The following is a 20,188-nucleotide window of genomic DNA, read 5'->3' on the forward strand; positions in this document are numbered from 1 at the left end:
AACAACACTTGGTGCGCACTCCGCCTCCTTGGGCGTCGATACCCCTAGCTAGGGGGAAAGATCATCTTGTCCGGACGGATTTGGAGTCAAGGCTTCCACGATGTCAGTTCCTCGGACTACTCTGCACGTACTGCGTCAGCAGGGGGACCTGAGAATGGCCGAGGAACGGACGTACCTGGAGCTGTCGGAGGCGGGTGGCGGGTCGCACAAGTTCTACGAGTTGAAGGTGGAGGGCAACTCCATCACCGTCCGCTACGGTCGCATTGGCGACAAGGGCCAGACGCAGGTCTCCGAGTTCCCCACTCCAGAGAAGGCACTCGCCGAGGCCAGGAAGAAGATCAACGAGAAGGTCCGCAAGGGCTATGCCCCCGCCGTCATGGGCCAGCGCCAGAAGCGCGAGGTCACCCGCCGCGAAATCACCAGCGGCCGCTCCACCGCGAACCAGGCCCCGCTCCTGTGGAAGTTCAACTCGGGCGACCGGGCCTTTGGCATCTTCGTGGACGACGCGCGCTGCTGGGTGGGCAACGAGAGTGGCTCCATCTACTCGGTGGACCACGAGGGCCGCACGCTCTCCCAGTTCCGCCTCGCCGATGGCGTGAAGTGCATCGTCGCGGATGACCGTTGGCTCTACGCCGGGTGCGACGACGGCCGGGTCTATGACCTCAGCGGCAAGGTGCCGCGCGTCGCGTACAACATCTCCGAGTCCGTGGACATCTACTGGCTGGACATCAAGGACGGTGTCCTGGGCGTGTCCGACGCGGGCGGCAAGCTCACCGCCATCAACCACGAGGACGAGTCCCAGTGGGAGAAGCAGAGCGTGGGTACCCACGGGTGGATGGTGCGCTGCGACGAGCTGGGCATGTACCACGGCCACGGGCGCGGCGTGACCATGTACGACTGGGAGGACGGCAGCGAAATCTGGCACCGCCCCACCCAGGGCAACGTCATGTTCGGCTGGCAGGAGGAGTCCTCGCTCTACGCCTGCACCAACCTGGGCTTCGTGCACCGCTTCACCAAGAAGGGCGACGTGGGCCCCGTCATGCAGTGCGACGCGGCCGTGTTCTCCTGCGCCGCGGTGGATGACGGCCGCTACGTCTTCGCTGGTGACAACATGTCCAGCGTCTACTGCTTCAACGACAAGGGCGAGCGGCTCTGGAAGCTGGCCACCGGGTGCGGTTCGGCCTTCTCCATGCAGTTCTTCCAGGATCGGCTCTACCTCGTCACCACCGACGGCGTGCTCGCCTGCATCGACGCGAGCGAGAAGGCCATCCAGGCCGCCCAGTCCGGCTCGGTGCCGCAGGCGCGCAGCATCCAGGCCCCCAAGCCCGTGGCTGCCGTCCCCACCGGCACCGTGGAAACGACGCGCGAGACGGGCTCCGGCGTCATCGTGGAGTGCTACCAGGACGGGCCCCAGCTGCGCGTGCGCGTGGTCTCCCCCGGCTACCACTCCGACTGGCACGTGCAGTTCCCCAAGGACATCCGCGAGGCGGGAGGCCGCTACGTTGTAGAAGGAGTTCGCGAGTCCGCGCGTGGCGGCTTCTATCGCGCCTATGGCGACATCCGCAGGCTGGTGAGCTGACGTGAAACTGCTCGAGCAGGTGGCGCTGCTCTTCCAGGAAGGGAAGAGCGACAAGGTGTACGAGGTGGACCTCCTGGAGGTCTCCCCCGGTCAGTGCGTGGTCAACTTCCGCTACGGACGGAGGGGCACCGCGCTCAAGGACGGCTCGAAGACGCCCGTGCCCGTGCCCCAGGCCGAGGCCAAACGCGTCTTCGACAAGCTCGTCCAGTCCAAGCTGGACTCGGGCTACGTGCACGCTGGAGCGCCCGGTACGCCCGTGTCGCCGCCCACGCCTCGGGCGCCCGCGGCCCCGCCTCCGACGGTGGCGGCTCCGGCCGGCCTGTCGCCCCGGGAGAGTGCTCTGCTGGCGCAGTTGCAGCAGGAGTCCAGTGCCCGGCAGTGGTTCCGCCGCGCCAACGTGCGGGCCCAGCAACGGCCCCTGGAGCGCGTCATCTGGCGCGCGGGCGAGCTGCGGCTTCGCGCCGCCGAGCCCCTGCTGCTGCCCATGCTGGAGCGGGCCACGCCCCTGCGGGCCTATACCGTCGCCGCCGCCCTGGGTCGCCTGGGCTCGGAGGCGTCGGTGTCCGCGCTCGGGAAGCTCTACGGGGACAGGGCCACGCCGGACATGGTGCGCCGCATGGCCACCGAGGCCCTGTTGCAGCTCTCCGACGAGGCCACCCGCGCGGACTTCCGCGGGGACGTGTTGGCGAAGCTGCCCCCCGCGCTGCGCGAGCCGGCCCGTGCCGGAGACGCCGAGGCCTTCGGCAAGGCGCTCGACGCGCACCTCGCCTCCGGGTCGGCCGAGGCGCTCCAGGTCCTCGAGTCCCTGTACCTCGTGGACTCCGAGGCGGTGCGGCCCGCCCTGCTGCGCGTGCTGCGCACCGTGCCCTTCACCGTGCAGTCCGTGAAGGTGCTGCGCCACCTCTTCAAGGCGGCCGAGTACCGCCGCGACGGCGAGGTCTTCGGCCTCATCGCCTGGCGCTACGAGAAGGAGCGCTCGCTCGGGAGCAGCCGGCCGCGCGCCTACACCATGGAGACGCGCAAGTACCTGCGGCGCCGGGTGTGGCGCACGCTGCGCCGCCTGGGCGAGCTGGAGAGCCCGGAGTTCGTGAAGATGGCGGTGGGCGTGCTGCTCGCCTTCGGCGACGCGGACGCCGCCAGCCCCCGCACCACCGGGTATGGCCGCTACGTGCAGCAGTGGGACACCTGGTGGCCCTACTGGGCCTTCAACCACCTGCTGCACCGCCACAGTCAGCGCTATGAGCCGGTGGAGAACCCGCTCCTCTTCCGCTGCAAGGGCTCCTACTACCCCGGAGCGCGGGTCCCGGAGGTCCGCGAGGAGGCCTTCCCCAAGCTGTGGGAGCGCACCCCGGAAGGACTGCTGCACCTGCTGGACGAGAGCCAGTGCGCCCCGGTGCACGACTTCGCCTCCCGCGCGCTGCGCGCCTGCCCGGACTTCCTCGCGCGGCTGGACGTGGACGCGGTGGCCATGCTGCTGGAGCGCCCCTACGAGTCCACCGCGCGCCTCGGTTTCGACCTGGCGTTGCAGCGGCTGGATGCGCGGCGCGAGCCCCGGGCGCTGCTGCTCGCGGTGGCGCGCTCCTCGTATGCCCCCGCCCGTCAGCAGGCCTTCCGCTGGATGGACGAGCTGCGCCACGTCCTCATCGAGGATTCTGGCTTCATCGCCGGGCTGGCCACCGCGCGGCATGCGGACACCCGCGCCTATGCCGCCAACCTCGTGCGCGGCTCCGTGCTCTCCGAGCAGGCCGTGCGCACGCTCGTGGGCCGGCTGGTGGCGGCGCTGCTGTCCCTGAAGGCCAAGGAGGATGGCCCCATCGCCTCGGACGTGGCCCGCGTGGTGCTCGCCGCGCTGGGGCCCTCGTCTCGCGGCGCCGTGGGGCTGGAGGTGGTGCGCGACCTGCTCGCCCACCCCGTGCCCGAGGTGCAGGAGCTGGGCGGCGAGCTGCTCCTTCGCCGCGATCTGCGCACCGAGCCCATTCCGGAGGAGCTGCTCCTCCTGCTGGTGCAGTCCGAGCACGCGCCGCTCCGGGCCCTGGGCCTGCGGCTGCTCGCGCTCCTCGCCGAGTCCGAGGCCTCGCTGCTCGCCCAGGAGGCGCTCCTCATCCGCCTGGCCACCAGCCCCGTGCCGGACGTGCGCGCCGCGGTGCGCCCGCTGCTCGCTCGGCTCGTGGCCGCGAGCCCCGCCGCTGGCGCCCGGGCCGTGGAGACCCTGCTGGCCGCGCTGCTGCGCCGCCGCCTGCCGGAGGGCATTCCGGCCCACATCGCCGCGCTCCTCTCCGGAGAGCTCTCGCCCGCGCTCGCCGCGCTGCCGGTGGAGACGGCGTGGCGGCTGCTCGACTCCGAGGACGCCGACGCGCAGACGGTGGGCGCGGCGCTGCTCGCCCGCCATGGCGCGGTGCTGACGGTGGACGTGCCGCGCGCGGTGCGGCTCGCCGGGCATGACGTGGTGGCGGTGCGCGAGTGGGCCTGGCGCTGGCTGGAGGCCCATGTCCCCGAGGTGCGCGCGGAGCTGGCCACGGCGGTGGGCCTGCTGGACTCGCGCTGGGACGATGCCCGCGCCTTCGGCTTCCGCTACTTCCGCGAGCGCTTCGCCCCGGAGGACTTCTCGCTGGAGGTGCTCGTCTCCGTGGCGGACAGCATCCGCAAGGACGTGCAGGCCTTCGGGCGGGAGATGCTCACGCGCTCCTTCCGCGAGGAGGACGGGCCCGAGCTGCTCCTGCGCCTGTCCGAGCACCCCGCGCCCTCCGTGCAGCTCTTCGCCACCACGTACCTGGACCGCTTCGCCAGTGGGAAGCCAGCGCTGGTGGAGCAACTGGCGCCGTACTTCATCCGCGTGCTGAGCCAGGTGAACAAGGGCCGCGTCGCACGCCAGCGCGTGCTGGGTTTCCTCATGCGCGAGGGCCGTGGCTCCGAGGCCAGTGGCCGCGTGGCCCTGGAGGTTCTGCACCGGATGTCAGCCACCATCGCTATAGAGCATCGTGCCTCGGCGCTGGAGGCGATGCTCTCCATCTCCAAGGCGCAGCCGTCGCTCCCCATGCCCTTCGTCATCCGCCCGGTGGAGGTCCGCCGTGCAGTTTGAGTACTCCTACGCGGGCAGCACCTCGGTGCAGAACAGTGGAGACAGCACCTCGCTGTCCTTCTCGCCGGACGTCAAGCGTCCACCCACCTTCTTCTCCGGCGAGCTGCGCCAGAACGTGGCCTTCCGCGAGGCCATCTCCGCCCTCCACGACGTGGTGGTGTCGGACCTGCGCTTCAAGCCCAAGGACAAGACGGCCTACAAGCAGTGGGCGGCGCAGCAGGAGCAGGTGGACCTGGCGGCCATCGCCGCGCAGCGCCAGTCGGTGGCCATCCGCCTCAAGGCCCTGCGCGAGGAGCTCGCCGAGCTGGAGAAGGAGAGCTCGCGCCGCATGGGCCCCTTCTACGAGGCCCGCGCGCGCTACTACCGCTACCTCTACGAGAAGAACCGCGACTTCTGGTTCGTGTTGGATCCCGTCATCACCGTCCACCCGGACGAGTGCTTCTTCGAGTGCTTCAGCCAGGACGAGTCCAGCTACGGCCGGCTCGGCGCCAGCTACGAGGTGTTCCAGAACGTCGGCGAGTTCTCCTGCGGCACCACCAACATCGACTACTCGTCGCCGCTGTACGACGAGTTCCAGAAGATTCGCTCCTACAAGCGCACGCGCTTCGAGGTGGACCCGAGCGGCTTCACCACGCAGACGGGCACGGACACGGCCTATAAGGAGGTGAAGATCGACCTCCCGGACTCGTGGGTGCGCGGCTTCCTGCAGGTGAACTCGGCCATGGCGCTGTCGGCGGTGCGCTTCACGCTGCACCCCATGGACGTGCACAACTTCCTCTTCATCCTCGAGCGGCACAAGGAGAAGAAGGGGCCTCGCTCCATGCGCTACAAGCTGGCGCCGGGGCAGCCGGTGAAGGTGGTGTTCGAGCCGTGGGGCACGGAGGTGGTGTGCCAGCGCTCGGTGTACGAGGGCGAGGGCACGCACGACATCCGCGTGTGGGGCCGCCGGCGCCTGGGCGTGCTGGAGCGGCTCATCCCCGTGGCGAAGCGCTTCACCGTGCACCTGCTGGGCACGGGGCTGCCGTCCTTCTACGTGGCGGACCTGGGGGACCTGTCCTTCACCCTCGGCCTGTCCGGGTGGACGGCCAATGACTGGTCCACCGCGGGCAACTTCGATCTGCTGGCGCCGCGCGGGCAGGTGGACGAGTTCACCCGCCGCCGTGTCTTCGAGGCCCTCAAGGAGACGTGGTCCGCGAAGCCCGAGGCGCTGGCCTCGAAGCTGGGGCTGGAGCGGGGGGCGGTGCTGGGCGCGTTGTCGGCCTGGACGCAGGCGGGGCGGGCCATCTGGGATTTGAACAAGGGCGTGTACCGGGCGCGCGAGCTGAGCCGCGAGCCCCTGCCCATGGACAAGCTGCGCTTCTCCAACGAGCGCGAGGAGCGCGCCACGCGCTTCCTGGACGCCCGGGCGGTGGACATGAAGGCCCGGCCCGGGGCGGACGGCTCGCTGGAGCTGAGCGGCACGGTGAAGGAGGGCGCGAAGGTGCTTCGTCCCTCTTTGCGGCTCGACGCGGACCAGCGTATGGTTTTCGGCGAGTGCACGTGCAACTTCTTCCAGCAGAACAAGTTGTTCCGGGGGCCGTGCGAGCACCTGCTCGCGCTGCGGCTCCAGCACTCACGGGTGTCTCGCACATGAGAAAGGGGAGGGGTCGCGCACGCGGCGGTCAGGGGGCAGTACCTTGCAATCCGGACGGTGTTTCGCCGTCCATGCTTCCTGGCCTGTCATGCATCACTGGCCCGCTCTTTACTGTGCGGTACCTCCCTCCCTGTGGCGGCAGCGCTGTCGACCTCGTCGGTCCTGCGCGCCACAGGGAGGGGGTACCGCTTGAGTTGAGACGGTCCAGTCCCGAGAGCAGTACGAAGGAGCTCTCTGACCGCCGCGTGGACGGACTCTCCCCTTCTCTCGAGGCCCGCCATGTCCTCCCAGCCTCCGCGTAACCGACAGGAGCTGTACGACCGCATCCGCGCCGGCTCCAAGGACGAGGTCGTCCTGGAGGAGATGGTGCGCCTGGGCTTCTGGCCCGCGCGCAGTGGCCTGCCCGGGGATCCGGCGGACGTCATCCACCGCCGCAACGAGCTGCAGGGGGAGATTCGCGCGCTCACCAGCGAGCAGAGCCGGCTCGGCAACCTGGAGGCGATGAAGCGCGAGCTGCGCAAGCGGCGGCTGGAGGAGAGCCGCCGCAAGCAGCAGGAGACGAAGGAGCGGCGCGAGCGCGAGCGGCTGGCGCGGGCCGCGGCCTGGAAGGAGCGCAAGGGCAAGGAACTGCTCTTCCTGGGCCGGGGCGTATCCGGCGGCCTGAGCGAGCGCACTCCGGACGAGGCGAAGCTGACGCGCCTGGGGCTGCCCGTGCTGGCCACCCCGGAGGTGTTGGCGCAGGCACTGGGGTTGAGCGTGGGGAAGCTCCGGGCGCTGTGCTTCACGCGCACCGCGTCCACCACGAGCAACTACGTGCGCTTCCAGCTGCCGAAGAAGACGGGCGGCACCCGGCTCATCTCCGCGCCCCTGCCGCGCCTGAAGGCGGCACAGGCCTGGGTGCTGGAGAACATCCTCGAGAAGGTGCCCGTGCACGACGCCGCCCACGGCTTCCGCGCGGGGCGCTCCATTGTCACCAATGCCCGGCCCCACGTGGGCGCGGGCGTGGTGGTGAACCTGGACCTGAAGGACTTCTTCCCCTCGGTGCTGTACCCGCGGGTGAAGGGCGTCTTCGTGAAGCTCGGCTACAGCGAGGCCACCGCCACGGTGCTCTCGCTGCTGTGCACCGAGCCGGACGTGGACGAGGTGGAGCTGGATGGGCAGCGCTTCTTCGTCGCCCAGGGCGGGCGGCGGCTGCCCCAGGGCGCGCCGACGTCGCCCGCGCTGACGAACATCCTCTGCCGGCGGTTGGACCGGAGGCTCGCGGGAGCGGCGCGCAAGCTGGGCTTCGTCTACACGCGCTACGCGGATGACCTCACCTTCTCCGCCCACGGACCGGGGCCGCACGATGCCGGCGAGCTGCTGCGCTTCGTGCGCTGGCTGGTGCGCGAGGAGGACTTCACCCCGCACCCCGAGAAGACCCGAGTGCTGCGCCGCGGCCGGCAGCAGGAGGTGACGGGCGTCGTCGTCAACGACAAGCCCGGCGTGGACCGCGAGACGCTCAAGCGCTTCCGCGCCCTGCTGCATCAGCTCGAGAAGAGCGGGCCCGAGGGCAAGCGCTGGGGGAACAGCGGGGATGTCATCGCCTCCGCCGTGGGCTACGCCAACTACGTGGCCATGGTGGACCCCGTGAAGGGCAAGGCGCTGCAACAGAAGGCTCGCGCGCTGGAGGCCCGTTATGGGCGCAGGCCCTCGCCTCCGCCGCGTGCGAAGGCGAAGGGGACCGCACAGGCGGGGAGTTCCGCGCCCGTGTCCTCCGCGGCTCCTCCGGCCCAGGCTCCCGAGGCTCCGGCGGCTTCCCCGGCCCCAGCGGCCACTCCGGACAGCGGGCAGAAGCCCACCGAGCCGCCGAAGAAGAAGTGGTGGAAGCTGTTCTGAGCCGGGACTCGCGGTAGGGTCCCGCGCGTGAATCAAGAAGTCGTCGATACGGACATCGTCATCCTGGTGGTGGGCGCGCTGCTGGCGCTCGGGGTCCTCTACTGGCTGCTGACAGGCAACGAGGCCAGCCGCCTGAAGGACCAGTACTTCCGCAGCGTCCATCTGCCCCGGGCCCAGGCCGAGGAGTCGCTCGCGCGCCACCTGGCCCGCCTCCAGGAGAAACACCCCGGCAAGTCCGAAGCCTGGTACCTCCGCCGCGTCCTCGCCGACCTGCATCGCGACCGGCGGTAGTCCGACGCTCGACGTGTTCGTCCAAAAAGAAGCGGCCTGGACCGCTGAAGAACAGCGGTTCCAGGCCGGACTCGTGAGGCGCTGAGGCGGAGGCTTAGCGCGTGCCCGTCGCCGCGCAGCGCTGCATCATGTTCTCCAACTCCTGGCGCGTCTGCGCCAGCTGCTCGCGCCGCATGTCCTGGCGCAGCGCGTTCGACAGCGAGCGCGACAGCGTCCGGACCACCGTCAGCTCATCCGACGACCACCGGCGCTCCTTCTTGCAGTCGTCCAGCCGCAGGAAGCCCCACCACTGGCCGTTGATGTTGCCCACGTTGATGGGGCTCAGCAGCACCGACTGCACCCCCTGCGCCTCCAGGTTCACCTGCAGCGGCCCCTGGATGTTGCGCACCAGATCCCAGACCGGCTGCCCGCGCGAGAGCACCTCCACCCAGCCCGCCATCTGATCCTTCAGCGGGAACGTCTGGATGAGCGGCGTCATCGGCGCCGAACCCCACGCGTGCCGCAGCGGCGCCAGGCGCTTGCCCGGCATCGTCGCCGCGCTGTTCTCGTACACCACCGCCCGGTCCACCCCGAGTGCCTTGCCCACCATCTCGATGGCCGACATCACCGCCTGGCCAGAAAATCCGTGCTCCACCAGCAGCTTCGAGGCCTCGGTCACCTTCGTGAATGCTTCGAGCGACATCGCATGCTCCGTTCCGAGGGGGCACCCGGACTTGAATCGGGAAAAACAGGACTGAGCTGACTTCTCAGCGACTCATGGGTTCATTGAACACCAAGGGGATTCGGACTGTCAAGTCTGTCTGGATTTTATCAGCTCCTTTGGAATTCCAGCCTTTCCGCAACGGAGAACCTTTCACGGTGAGCGTGGGCGCAGGACGCTCCGGGTGTGGTTCAGCGTCTGAGGGAGCCGCGCATCGGAGGGCCGGGCTCGGGTAGCCTCGGGTCAGCCGGTGCCGGCTGGCCAGGCCCGGACAGGAGGTCCCGACGGATGGAGAGCCTGGAGTCTCGTCTGGAGTTGCTGGAGCGCCGTTGCCGCCGCCTGCAAGCCGTCACCCTGGCCGCGCTCGTACTCGGAGCGCTCGGGGTGGGTGTTGCCCTGCTGCGCCCCATGGGGGCCTCGACGGGCGGGGAGCTGGTGGCCTCGCGCCTCACCCTCATGGATGGCCAGGGCCGCACCCGCGCCACGCTCTCGGCCCAGGAGGGCGGTGAGGGAGGGCTGGTGCTGCACGACACGCAGGGCCGGCCCCGCGCCCTGCTCGGCGTGGATGCCAGCGGCTCGCCCCGCTTGCGCTTCGCCACCGCCGAGGGCTCCATGCTCGCCGAGCTCACCGTGTACTCGGAGGAGGCCCCGCGCCTCGTGCTCGGCAACAACGGGGGTTCCGAGTTCTTCTCCGTGGGGCTGATGCCCGATGGGTCCTCGCGCCTGGAGCTCGCGGATGGAGATGGGCGTCCGCGGGCCATTCTCGGCGCCGATGAGCACGGCGCTCCCGGGTTGCTGCTCGTGGACCGCAAGGGCCAGCCCCGCGCCTCGCTGCGCGTGTCTCCCAAGGATGACGCGAGCCTCGTGCTCGAGGGCCAGGATGGCCAGGTGTTCCGCGCCCCGTCCTCCGTGCAGTAGTCCCGGAGAGCAGGCAGGCGGGCGGGCCCGGCGCTCCGTGTGAGGGCTTCCCTGGCCCGGCGTCGTCCCTACCTTCCCACGGCCATGGAATCGCCACCGACGGAAGCACAGGGCTGGGAGGCGCCTGACCACCGTAATCGCCAGCACGAGATGCGCGGCCCCATGACGCTGCCGCCCGGGCTGGGAGCCTTCAATCATGCGCTCTATCAGTCCACCCGTGTACAGCTCGAGCCGGGTCATCGGGTGGAGCTGGTGGAGAACGGCGCCATCTTCGATGAAATCGTCGAGGCCATCCGCCAGGCCACCGAGTCCGTCCACATCCTCGTCTTCATCTGGCGGCCCAGCGAGCCGTCCGCGCGCATCGTGGAGGCACTGTGTGAGCGTGCCCGTGCCGGAGTCGCCTGCCGCGTCATCGTGGACCCCGTGGGCAGCGAGGAGGTCCGCGGCGAGCACGACTTCGACCCGATGGTGGAGTGGCGGCTGCGCGAGGGCGGCGTCGAGGTGCACTACTTCCGGCCGCTCTCGGGGCGGTGGCTCGGCCGGCTCTTCGGGCGGACGCACCACAAGCTCGTGCTCATCGACGGGAAGGTGGGTTTCACCGGGGGCTTCGGCATCTGGAAGTCCTGGCAGGGCCAGGGAGACAGTCCCGAGGAGTGGCGCGACACCAACGTGCGCGTGGAGGGCCCCGCGGTGCGCGACATGCAGATCGCCTTCGCGCGCTCGTGGCAGGAGTGTGGCGGCGCACTGCTTCCGGAGAGCTGCTTCCCCGAGCCGTCCGGCGAGGGCGAGGGTGATACCTGCGCGGGCTTCGTGGAGAGCATCGGCGCCTCGGGCATCTCCGAGGCCGAGCGCATGCTGCGCATGGTGTTCGCCGAGGCGCGCGAGCGGCTGTGGATCGCCAACGCCTATTTCACTCCGCCCAAGGCCATCCTCGAGCAGTTGCTGGAGAAGCGGAAGCAGGGCGTGGACGTGCGGGTGCTCGCGGCCGGGCCCGTGCACGACTGGCGCATCGTCCGCGCCTCGCAGCGCGCCACCTACGAGCGGATGCTGAAGGGCGGCGTCAGCATGTGGGAGTACCAGCCTTCCATGATGCACTCCAAGACGGTGCTCGTGGACGACTGGCTGACCGTGGTGGGCTCCACCAACCTGGACGCCTTGTCGCTGCACCGCATGCGCGAGGGCTCCCTGGTGGTGGCCGACAAGCGGCTCGCCGCGAAGCTGGCGAGGTGCTGGGCGCGGGACCTGGCGCACTCGAAGGAGGTGACACTCTCTCACGGTGGGCGCACCAACCCGTGGCGGCGGTTCGCGCGGCGGGTGACGCAGCTGCTCGCCCTGGACCGCTGAGGCTCCGGTGCGGCCGCCTCCAGCGCGGCCAGCGTCTGCTCGGGGGTGCTCGCCCGCACGTAGCCCCAGCGGTTCGTCACCCGGTGCACGTGGATGTCCACGCTGATGCGCTCCTGCCCCAGCTGGCGCATGGCCTCGGGGGCGAGCGGTCCGTCAGTAGTTCACCTGGACCTGGATGCGCGTCAGGTGCCCCTGCTCCTGCTCGTAGGGCGCACGCGAGGAGGTGCGATCCGAGAGGACGTAGGCGCCCGTTACCTCCAGGGCCTTGAGGATCTGCCACTCCACGCCCAGCTCCAGCTCGCGCACGTCGTAGCGGGGGGCGTTCGTCTCGGCCTTCTTGCCGCCCTGGTAGAGGGTGCCTCTCACATACGGGAGGAACGAGATGCCGAGCACGTTGTCCAGCCGGTACATGAGCTGCGCATAGCCACCGTGCAGCGGGCGGCTGGCGACGACGGTGTTCTCGTCTCCCTCGCCGAGGGACGGGCCGCGTCCCACGTTGTACTCGGCGACGAAGCCGATGGGCTGCGGGTAGATGACGAGGCTGGCGACGGCGCGGGTATCGACCATGTTGCTGTCGCCCTGGGTGGTGTACCCGGTGCCCGTGGAGACGTTGTAGCGGCCGTAGTAGCCCGCCACGCCGACCTCGACGTACTGCTTGCCGAAGAGGAAGGGCCAGGTGAAGCGGGCCACGGCGTGCGGGGTGTCATTGCGATCGGGGCGGTTGGCGCCCTGGCCGTTGAAGACGCCGAAGCCCACCACGCCGTAGTCGCCCGAGCCCTTGAGCTTGCTGTTGGCCAGGTCCGCGAAGCGCTGGCGGATCTCCGCGGGCTCCCAGTAGAAGAACGCACCCAGATCGCGCTCGTCCCGGAACGCGCTGTTGATGGCGTCGTTACGGTCGAGCGGGGCGCGGTTCTGGCTCGACTGGAGGTTCTCGAAGCCGTAGGGCACCTTCGACTGGCCCACGCGCAGCCGGAACTCCTTCTTCGCATCGAAGAAGATGTCGGCGTACCAGTCCCGCATGATGGCCACGTTGAGCTGATCTCCGATGGCGGAGGCGAAGTCGGGCTGCAGGTAGATGGAGACGTGCTCGTGGACGTCGCCGAAGATGACGAGCCGCGCCCGCCGGATGCCGAAGCCCTGGTTCTTCCCGAGGAAGCGGTCGCCCTGATCGTTGATGAGGTCGTCGTTCCTCTCGAAGCTCGGGAGGCGGTTGTAGCGGAACTGCGTGTAACCCCGGAACTTGATGCGCTCGTACCAGGGCGTCTCCTTCTCCTTCTTGGCCTCGGGCGGCTGCGAGGGCTGGGCGGGCTCGGCGGTGGGCGGCGGGGAGGCCGGCTCCTGCTGGGCCAGCGAGACGGGGGACAGCAGCAGGGTGGCGCCGGAGAGCAGTGCCTGGAAGACGGGGCGGTAGGCAGAAGACATGGCGGGCATGAATGCTTCGCGCCTGCAAGCGCGGAAGCGCTCCCAGGCCGTTGTGACGTGCTCGCTACCGAATTGGGCGGGACAGCGCAATCTGGAGAATCACTGTTGCAGGGACGTCACATGGGTGCCTTCCTGGTGTTTCAAGACTCACGGACGTCAGGAGGAAGGCAGCGGTGATACAGCGAAGACTGGGGCGCTCGGACATCGAGATCTCCGCCATTGGGTTGGGGTGCTGGCAGTTCTCCGAGGGCTCTGGCCTGGCGGGTGGTTTCTGGGAGGCCCTGCCCACCCAGACGGTGGAGGAGATCGTCGACGCGTCCCTGCGCGGAGGCATCAACTGGTTCGACACCGCCGAGGCCTACGGCGATGGCCGCTCGGAGCGGGCCCTCGCCAGCGCCCTCACGCGGCTGGGGAAGAAGCCCGGTGAGGTCGTCGTCGCCACGAAGTGGTTCCCGTATCCGTTCCGCGGCGCCTCCAGCATCGTCAACACGATTGGCGACCGGCTCACGAACCTGAATCCCTTTGGCATCGACCTGCATCAGATCCACCAGCCCTTCGCCTTCACCACGGTCGCGGCCCAGGCCAACGCGATGGCGGACCTGGTCCAGGGGGGGAAGATCCGCACGGTGGGGGTGAGCAACTTCTCCGCGAAGCGGATGCGCGCGTTCCATGAGGTGCTGGCCCGCCGGGGCGTCCCGCTCGTGTCCAATCAGATGCAGTACAGCCTGCTGGACCGGCGCATCGAGTCGAATGGGGTGATGGCCGCGGCGAAGGAGCTCGGCATCACCCTCATCGCGTACTCACCGCTCGCGCAGGGCCTGCTCTCGGGCAAGTTCCACGAGGACCCGACGCTCATCCAGAAGCGCGTGGGCCCGCGCAAGTTCCTGCCGAGCTTCCGCGCCCAGGGGCTCGAGCGCAGCCGCCCGCTCATCGAGGAGCTGCGGAAGATCGCCACCGCCCATGGCGTCACGCCCTCGCAGGTGGCCCTCAACTGGTTGATCCACTTCCACGGGGACACGGTGGTGGTCATCCCGGGAGCGACGAAGGGGCGCCACGCCGAGGAGAACGTCGGGGCGGGGAAGTTCACCCTCTCGCCCGACGAGCTGCGCCGCATCGACGAGCTGTCGCGGCAGTTCCTCTGAAAGGGCGAGGGCCTGGAATCCGGGCCCGGCTTCCCGGGGGTTGTCACGATGCCTACCCTGTGTGCGTGCTTGACGGCGTGAATGACAGGGAGCGGGCAGGCAACCCCATGGGAAACACGGAGCATGCGCTCATCCGACGGCTGGAGGCTCGCTTCCGCCGGATGACGGAGGTGCTCTACGACACGCGTGTTCCTCCCCGGGTCCTGGATGAAGAGGTCATGCCCTTCATCGGGGAGGACATCACCTTCAAGGATCCCTGGCAGCAGGGGACTGGCCGCGAGATCTACCGGCGTGGCGCGGCCGGCTTCCACTGCATGTTCTCCTTCGACTTCGACATCTTCCAGCTCAACGTCCAGCTGGAGGAGGGCCTCCGGGGAGGCCGGGCGATCGTCGACGGAATCATGAACCTGAAGCAGTTCAGCTGGCTGTACACGTACCCGCTGAGGACGATCCTCGTCTACGACTTCTCCCTCGTGGGCTCCACGGTGGAGGAACTGAAGCCCGTGGTCCACGTGCACGAGGAGATGTGGAGCCTGGGCGACATGATCGCCGCCGTCCCGGGGGTGGGCCGGTTCTACAAGAACGTCTTCCGCAAGGGCTTCAGCCAAGGCTTCCTGGCGGCCTCGGCGCTCTGCCGCCGCGTGCGGGGTGCCGCGGCGACGCGAGGCTGAGGCGGCTCAGCGCAGCGGGAGCGCGTACCAGCGATCGCAGCCGAAGTGGCCCGTGGCTCCCATGGGGGCGCAGAGCGGCTGGAAGCCCAGGCGCTGGTAGAGCTTCTGCGCCTGCGTCATCCCCTCGAGCGTCTCCAGGTAGCACGTGCGGTAACCCGCCTCCCGGGCGAACGCGAGGCACTGGCGCAGCATCCGCTCGCCCACGCCCCGCCCGCGCACCTCGGGGAGGAAGTACATCTTCCGCAGCTCGCAGATGCCGGGCTCGCCGCCGTCCAGGGGGGCGATGCCGCCTCCACCCAGCACCCGGCCCGTTTCGTCCTCCACCACCCAGTAGGCGCAACCCGGGCGAGCGTAGGCCGCGCTCATGCCGTTCACCTCGGGGTCGTGGATGGCGAAGCCCGGGCCGCTCGCGCCGAACTCGGGCATGACCTGGCGGATGACCGCCGCCACAGCCGCGTCGTCTCGCGGCTCGATGGGACGCAGCTTCAGTTCCGTGCTCATGGGAGGCCCAACGTTCCACAGCCTCCGCCCCGAGGCCAGCGCCGAGCGGCACACTCCAGACGGCTCATACCCCGGGTATGTGCGCCTCCGGGGAGGAGTAGGGGAGATGACAGCTGCGCATGGCCCGCCGCGTCACCGGTTCGGTGAGGTGGATTTCCCGGCCGGGGCCCCCCTATACACCCGCCCGGGAAGTCCCTCCCGGAGACAGTGCACATGGCCAACAAGGTCAAGGCAGTCCTCATCGGCGGTACCGGTTACGGCGGAGCCGAGATCCTCCGCCGGCTCCTCTTCAACCCCAACGTGGAGGTGGTCCGCGTCACGGCGGTGGACAACATCGGCAAGAAGGTGGGCGACGTCCACTTCAACCTCGCCGGGCTCACCGAGCTCACCTTCCAGGAGATGCCTCCCGCCCAGGCCGTGGCCGGCGCGGACGTGGCCTTCCTGGCCATGCCCCACAAGACCACCGCCAAGGTGGTGCTGGACATCCTCGGCACGGGCGTGCGCATCGTGGACCTGTCCGGCGACTTCCGCCTGCGTGACGCGGCCGCCTACGCGAAGTACTACGGCGTGGACCACCCGGCGCCGCGGATGCTCACCGACGGCTCCTTCACCTACGGCATGCCCGAGCTCAACCGCGAGGCCATCCGCGAGGCGCGCTACATCGCCAGCCCCGGCTGCTTCGCCACCACCATCGCGCTCGGCCTGATGCCGCTGGCGAAGGCGGGCCTGCTCACCGGCCCCATCCACACCGTGGCCGCCACGGGCTCCTCGGGCAGCGGCGCCAACCCGCAGATTACGACCCACCACCCGCTGCGCGCGGCCAACCTGCGCACGTACAAGCCGCTCGAGCACCAGCACATCCCCGAGATTCTCCAGACGCTGCGCAACGCGGGCGGCAAGGAGGACATGTCGCTGGAGTTCGTGCCCGTGTCGGCGCCGCTGCCGCGCGGCATCTTCTCCACCTCGTTCGCCGAGGTGCCCGCCTCCGTCACGCAGGAGCAGCTCACCGCCGCGTGGAAGACGGCGTATGGCAACGAGCCCTTCATCCGGATTGTCGGCGGCGGCCGTCAGCCCGAGGTGGTGGGCGTGTCCGGCAGCAACTACGTGGAGGTGGGCTTCACGCTCGGCCCCGTGACGGGCAACACCCGGCGCGTGGTGTGCTTCTCCGCGCTCGACAACCTGGTGAAGGGCGGCGCCGGCCAGGCCATCCAGAGCTTCAACCTCATGATGGGTTGGGACGAGCGCCTCACCCTCGCCGAGCCGGGGTTGTGGCCGTGAGCGGGCTCTCTGACTTCCGCGGGCGCTGGTTCGTCGTGAAGATTGGCGGCGAGCTGGCCATGGACAAGCCGAAGCTCGCCGCGAGCGTGGGCGCCGCCGTGCGCGCCTTCCTCGAGGCGGGCATCCGCGTGGCCGTCATCCACGGTGGCGGGCCCCAGGCCACGGAGATGCAGAAGCGGCTCGGCCTGCAGCCGAAGATGGTGGCGGGCCGCCGCTACACCGACGAGGCCACCCTCGAGGTGATGAAGATGACGCTCGCGGGCCAGGTGTCCGTGGACGTGGCCTCGGCCTTCCGCATCGCCGGCGTGCCCGCGCTGTGCACCACCGGCATGTCCGCCGGGCTCATCGACGCGAAGCGCCGGCCTCCCAAGGTGATGAGCGGCGCGGGCCCGGAGCCGGTGGACCTGGGACTCGTGGGCGATGTCACCGGCGTGAACACCGAGGCCTTCCAGCGCATCTCGGACGCGGGTTTCGTGCCGGTGCTCGGCTCGTTGTCGGGTGATGCTCAGGGCAACGTGTTCAACGTCAACGCGGACACGGTGGCCACCCGCGTGGCCGCGAAGCTCGGGGCGGCGAAGTTGTTCCTCGTGTCCAACGTGCCCGGCGTGCTCGCCAACAAGGACGAGCCGTCCACCCGGCTGCCCACGCTGACTCCCGCCGAGGCCCGCGCGAAGATTGCCTCCGGTGTGATTCAGGGCGGCATGATTCCCAAGGTGGAGGAGAGCCTGGAGATGCTGGAAGAGGGCATCGAGGCCATCCACATCGTGGGCATCTCGCCCAACGATGCCGTGCTGCGCGAGGCCGAGAAGGCCGGCAGTCAGGGCACCGCGTTCCTGCGCGGATAGTGGATGGGCGTGCCCGTGCCGCGGTGCGGAGGATGCACCGGGGCGCGGGCGTGCTGTTGCTTGTGGTGTCGTTCATCCAGTTTTTCGGCTCGGCGTTGCAGGTGACGCCGCACTTCAGGGCGCCCGCCGGAGTGGGTGCCCACTGCGGGCCGCGCCTCGAGTCCGGGCGGCAGGGGATTCCCGTCTCTATAGGCGAATGAAGGCCCGGGCCAGGGAACTCAGGCTCGACTCTTCGGAGTTGTTGTCGCAGGCCGGCCGCGCCGCCGCCCGGGCTGTCCTTGACTTGCCGACGGCGGCAGGCTCGCCTGAGCCATCCGTGTCAGATGGTGGAGGGTCCATGAGGCGCGATTACAGGGACTGGTTGCGGAGCCAGGGCTATGACGAGGGGACGATCAACACCCAGCTCTCCCGCGTCGCTCGACTTGAGGCGTACTACGGCGAGCTCGATGGCCACTATGACCGGGACCATCTGGGAAGCCTTATCGAGCAGATGGCCTATTCGGTGGAGGACCAGCGTCGCAGTCGTCCGAACCCATCGAAGCTCCCGTTCGTCGGCAACATCCGGAACAACCTTGCCTCCTATAAAAGCGCTGTCCTTTTGTACCGCAGGTTCCGGGGCAGCGGCACGGTTGTGCCCTCGCCTCCTGCACCATCGCAGCCGAGTACCGCTCCGCCTCTACTGGCCGTTTCTGAGTCGTGGCCCCCACGACAAACCGAGCCCAAGTCCCTGGTGCCACGCGTTGGTCCGCAGACGCTCGTCGATTTCACGCTCGACGGTCGCTCAGCGCTTGAGGCGGTCATTGCGAGTTCGCAGTACCGAACCGTGGCGCAGGCGATCGCCTCGTTGAGCCTCTTCTCGCACCCGCAGACGGTCCATCAGACGGGCGGCAAGGCGATCTTTCCGGCAATCCGCAATCGAAGGCGCGTCGGCCAGATTGATGAGCACGAGGGCCGACGGGTTCTCCTGGACGACAACCAGAGTCCCACCGAGGCCTTCCTGTGGGCCAACGGCCTCAACCGGCGCGGGCGAGACACGCAGTTCAATCATGTCTATGACATCAGCCTGGACGCAGACGCTTACACAGCACTGCCCAACATCTGCATGACCCCGGCTTTCATCGCCAAGCTGACCGATACCAATGAACAGGTGTGTCGGCTGCTCAGGTATCGTAGCTACCATCTGTACCAGTGGGTCCCGTCGGGGCACATACCACCGGAACGGCCGGAGGAGTACGAGGCGCTCGAATGGGCTGCCCCCTTGCCGCCCGTCGAAGACGTTCGCTCCATGCTGATCAATGCAATGGCCAGCAAGCCGAAGAACCGCACTGTTCGCGCGGCGCGAGAACTCGGATGGCTCTTCGGGTGACGCCTTTTCCGGGACGGTTGAGGGGGCGCGATGGTCTTTTGAGGGTACCCCCCCTGCGGATAGCCTTGCCCATAGGCGTTTAATCGCAAACAACCAAGGAGGCCGAATCATGGCCAAGAAACGCGCATCGCCGCAGGGGCCGCTTCGATTCTGCGACATTGAGGTGCCTTATGCCCCGGCATGGAAGCTGCTCACCGACAATCCCAAATTCCGGGCTGCCCTCAAGAGGGCCGAAGCACGGATTGAGGCGGATGTCGCTGCGGGTACCTGTACACCGCCACGGGACCGCATCCTTCGGTTCCTGCAGGTGCCGCAGGTGCATGCCGTGGTCGTTGGTCAGGACCCGTATTCGCAGGCCGACTTGGCTACCGGGTTTGCTCTGGAAGTAGGGAACCTGACGTCATGGACGGAACTTACGAAGCGCTACTCCGATGACGACGATGGCTCCGTCAACGAAGCTGCGGCGGTGCGCTCGCTGGTGCGTTTGTTTTACATGACGGCTACCGATTGGAGCACAAAGCATGCAGATCGGCCGTCTTACAAGGAAGCGGCTGCGGCCGCTGACGCAGGCGGATTCTATCTGCTGCCGCCCAACGAATTGTTCAACCACTGGCAGCAGGTCGGCATTCTGCCTTTGAATGCGTCGCTGTCGACGCGTATCGGCATACCGCATGCGCACAGGCAGGCATGGACGACGGTGCGCCCCCTAATCGTGAAGCACATTACCGAGACGTGGCCTCATGCGCTCTGGTTCCTGTGGGGGAGTGCTGCTGTGGGGCGGTTCGCCAAACGGCTTCCCAGAGGCACGGCGTATCACGAGGCTGGCCATCCCAACCTGCAAGGCACAGCCCGAACCAACCAACGGTTCTTCTTCCTCGCCTCCGGGATTCCGGATACGTGGGAGAGGCTCAAGTGGACAGGCCCTGAGCAGTGCCCAAAAAATTCAACGCCTGCACCAGATGATCGTTCCGAGCCCAGCGCCTGAGGCAGCGGCGAAGGCGGAACCGAAGAAGGAGCGCACGCCGCGGCTGACTTGGGCCGGGCTGCTGCGCAGGGCGCTCACGCTGGACGTCTTCGTCTGGGCCAAGTATGGCGGCAGGAGAACGGGGTTGGCGTAGCTGATGGCTCTCGAGCGCAGAGGGGTAGGGCGCTGCTGGTTCCAGGTTCTCCGGCAAGAAGTTGCCGGGTGGAGTTGTCGAGCAATGCCTCTCGGCAAGAAGTTGCCGCCCCTCGAGGGGACTCCTCTCTGAAGCCGCTCTGCCGACAGCGCTTGGTATGCCTCGTACTGATGCCTTAAACCGGGGCGCCCAATCCGAAGTCAGGCAACCCCAAAACAGGCACATCCCGTGAACGGCTACCCAGCCTTCTATCTAGCTGCGCTATCCGTGCGTCTCGGGCATCCACCTCCATCATGCCCTGGCTACACCACGTCAGACGTCCTCCTGTCCAGCACCACGGTTCCGGTCACGTCGTGCCCGGCTCCTCTTCAACTAGGCCAACGCGGTGAACAGTTAACGCAGACGCTTCATGGGGGCTGGTTGAGT

16 protein-coding genes and 1 pseudogene are annotated in these 20,188 nt (G+C 68.6%); 13 read left to right on the forward strand and 4 right to left on the reverse strand.

The features are described from left to right. Positions 1-154: 154 nt before the first annotated feature. The 5 genes from Q664_RS02675 to Q664_RS02695 all read left to right on the forward strand — a co-directional run bounded on the left by Q664_RS02675 (position 155) and on the right by Q664_RS02695 (position 8,457). Positions 155-1,579, forward strand: a complete 1,425-nt coding sequence (locus Q664_RS02675) for a WGR domain-containing protein (RefSeq protein WP_043389566.1) — start codon at positions 155-157, stop codon at positions 1,577-1,579. A 1-nt stretch (position 1,580) separates the two neighbouring features. After that, entirely contained in the window at positions 1,581-4,658 is a 3,078-nt protein-coding gene (locus Q664_RS02680) for a hypothetical protein (protein ID WP_043389567.1), read from the forward strand. Next, positions 4,648-6,291, forward strand: coding sequence for an SWIM zinc finger family protein (locus Q664_RS02685; protein WP_043389568.1), 1,644 nt, complete (start codon positions 4,648-4,650; stop codon positions 6,289-6,291). Before Q664_RS02680 ends, Q664_RS02685 begins: the two co-directional genes overlap by 11 nt. A gap of 279 nt (positions 6,292-6,570) precedes the next feature. Beyond that, positions 6,571-8,166 carry a reverse transcriptase family protein gene (locus Q664_RS02690; RefSeq protein WP_063934650.1) on the forward strand — a complete coding sequence of 532 codons (1,596 nt, stop codon included), beginning with the start codon at positions 6,571-6,573 and terminating at the stop codon, positions 8,164-8,166. Between the two features lie 27 nt (positions 8,167-8,193). Further along, complete coding sequence (locus Q664_RS02695) at positions 8,194-8,457, forward strand: hypothetical protein (RefSeq protein ID WP_043389569.1); 264 nt, start codon at positions 8,194-8,196, stop codon at positions 8,455-8,457. Between the two features lie 94 nt (positions 8,458-8,551). On the opposite strand, the gene Q664_RS02700 is transcribed toward Q664_RS02695, so the two are convergent. Continuing rightward, positions 8,552-9,139: a GAF domain-containing protein gene (locus tag Q664_RS02700; protein ID WP_043389571.1), complete on the reverse strand. Its 588-nt coding sequence runs from the start codon at positions 9,137-9,139 to the stop codon at positions 8,552-8,554. 306 nt (positions 9,140-9,445) lie between these two features. Between Q664_RS02700 and Q664_RS02705 the strand changes: the two genes are divergently transcribed. Together Q664_RS02705 and Q664_RS02710 are read left to right on the forward strand one after the other, a co-directional pair. Further along, positions 9,446-10,075 carry a hypothetical protein gene (locus Q664_RS02705; RefSeq protein ID WP_043389575.1) on the forward strand — a complete coding sequence of 210 codons (630 nt, stop codon included), beginning with the start codon at positions 9,446-9,448 and terminating at the stop codon, positions 10,073-10,075. Between the two features lie 84 nt (positions 10,076-10,159). Continuing rightward, on the forward strand, positions 10,160-11,419 hold the full coding sequence (locus Q664_RS02710) for a phospholipase D-like domain-containing protein (RefSeq protein WP_043389616.1): 1,260 nt from the start codon (positions 10,160-10,162) through the stop codon (positions 11,417-11,419). A gap of 5 nt (positions 11,420-11,424) precedes the next feature. Here Q664_RS02710 and Q664_RS54400 read toward each other — a convergent pair. Continuing rightward, positions 11,425-11,538: pseudogene (locus Q664_RS54400) on the reverse strand (endonuclease III); the annotation flags it as partial. Between the two features lie 34 nt (positions 11,539-11,572). Further along, on the reverse strand, positions 11,573-12,841 hold the full coding sequence (locus tag Q664_RS02715; RefSeq protein ID WP_043389617.1) for a porin: 1,269 nt from the start codon (positions 12,839-12,841) through the stop codon (positions 11,573-11,575). Positions 12,842-13,014: 173 nt separating this feature from the next. On the opposite strand from Q664_RS02715, the gene Q664_RS02720 reads away from it, so the two are divergent. Both Q664_RS02720 and Q664_RS02725 read left to right on the forward strand, forming a co-directional pair. Continuing rightward, positions 13,015-13,983, forward strand: a complete 969-nt coding sequence (locus tag Q664_RS02720; protein WP_052517583.1) for an aldo/keto reductase — start codon at positions 13,015-13,017, stop codon at positions 13,981-13,983. Positions 13,984-14,090: 107 nt separating this feature from the next. Then, positions 14,091-14,654: a hypothetical protein gene (locus Q664_RS02725; RefSeq protein WP_043389577.1), complete on the forward strand. Its 564-nt coding sequence runs from the start codon at positions 14,091-14,093 to the stop codon at positions 14,652-14,654. A 6-nt stretch (positions 14,655-14,660) separates the two neighbouring features. Here the strand turns inward: Q664_RS02725 and Q664_RS02730 are convergent, their stop codons facing one another. Beyond that, positions 14,661-15,155, reverse strand: a complete 495-nt coding sequence (locus Q664_RS02730; RefSeq protein ID WP_043389578.1) for a GNAT family N-acetyltransferase — start codon at positions 15,153-15,155, stop codon at positions 14,661-14,663. Between the two features lie 213 nt (positions 15,156-15,368). Between Q664_RS02730 and argC the strand changes: the two genes are divergently transcribed. From argC to Q664_RS57265, 4 genes are all read left to right on the forward strand, one after another. After that, positions 15,369-16,433: an N-acetyl-gamma-glutamyl-phosphate reductase gene (argC, locus tag Q664_RS02735; protein ID WP_043389579.1), complete on the forward strand. Its 1,065-nt coding sequence runs from the start codon at positions 15,369-15,371 to the stop codon at positions 16,431-16,433. Continuing rightward, positions 16,430-17,278: an acetylglutamate kinase gene (argB, locus tag Q664_RS02740; protein ID WP_043389621.1), complete on the forward strand. Its 849-nt coding sequence runs from the start codon at positions 16,430-16,432 to the stop codon at positions 17,276-17,278. The genes argC and argB overlap by 4 nt, the downstream gene beginning before the upstream one ends. Before the next feature lie 337 nt (positions 17,279-17,615). Continuing rightward, positions 17,616-18,644 carry a hypothetical protein gene (locus tag Q664_RS51475; RefSeq protein ID WP_052517584.1) on the forward strand — a complete coding sequence of 343 codons (1,029 nt, stop codon included), beginning with the start codon at positions 17,616-17,618 and terminating at the stop codon, positions 18,642-18,644. 109 nt (positions 18,645-18,753) lie between these two features. Next, positions 18,754-19,629, forward strand: coding sequence for a uracil-DNA glycosylase family protein (locus Q664_RS57265; protein WP_152621871.1), 876 nt, complete (start codon positions 18,754-18,756; stop codon positions 19,627-19,629). The last annotated feature ends 559 nt before the right edge of the window (positions 19,630-20,188 follow it).

It is taken from the genome of Archangium violaceum Cb vi76, from assembly GCF_000733295.1.
Taxonomy (GTDB): Bacteria; Myxococcota; Myxococcia; order Myxococcales; family Myxococcaceae; genus Archangium; species Archangium violaceum.

Excerpts from the sequence above, each read along its gene's own strand:
- Q664_RS02675 (WP_043389566.1), top strand. The coding sequence starts at position 155 with ATGGCCGAGGAACGGACGTACCTGGAGCTGTCGGAGGCGGGTGGCGGG.
- Q664_RS02690 (WP_063934650.1), top strand. The coding sequence starts at position 6,571 with ATGTCCTCCCAGCCTCCGCGTAACCGACAGGAGCTGTACGACCGCATC.
- Q664_RS02700 (WP_043389571.1), bottom strand. The coding sequence starts at position 9,139 with ATGTCGCTCGAAGCATTCACGAAGGTGACCGAGGCCTCGAAGCTGCTG.
- Q664_RS02705 (WP_043389575.1), top strand. The coding sequence starts at position 9,446 with ATGGAGAGCCTGGAGTCTCGTCTGGAGTTGCTGGAGCGCCGTTGCCGC.
- Q664_RS02710 (WP_043389616.1), top strand. The coding sequence starts at position 10,160 with ATGGAATCGCCACCGACGGAAGCACAGGGCTGGGAGGCGCCTGACCAC.
- Q664_RS02715 (WP_043389617.1), bottom strand. The coding sequence starts at position 12,841 with ATGTCTTCTGCCTACCGCCCCGTCTTCCAGGCACTGCTCTCCGGCGCC.
- Q664_RS02725 (WP_043389577.1), top strand. The coding sequence starts at position 14,091 with ATGGGAAACACGGAGCATGCGCTCATCCGACGGCTGGAGGCTCGCTTC.
- Q664_RS02730 (WP_043389578.1), bottom strand. The coding sequence starts at position 15,155 with ATGAGCACGGAACTGAAGCTGCGTCCCATCGAGCCGCGAGACGACGCG.
- argC (WP_043389579.1), top strand. The coding sequence starts at position 15,369 with ATGGCCAACAAGGTCAAGGCAGTCCTCATCGGCGGTACCGGTTACGGC.
- Q664_RS51475 (WP_052517584.1), top strand. The coding sequence starts at position 17,616 with ATGAGGCGCGATTACAGGGACTGGTTGCGGAGCCAGGGCTATGACGAG.
- Q664_RS57265 (WP_152621871.1), top strand. The coding sequence starts at position 18,754 with ATGGCCAAGAAACGCGCATCGCCGCAGGGGCCGCTTCGATTCTGCGAC.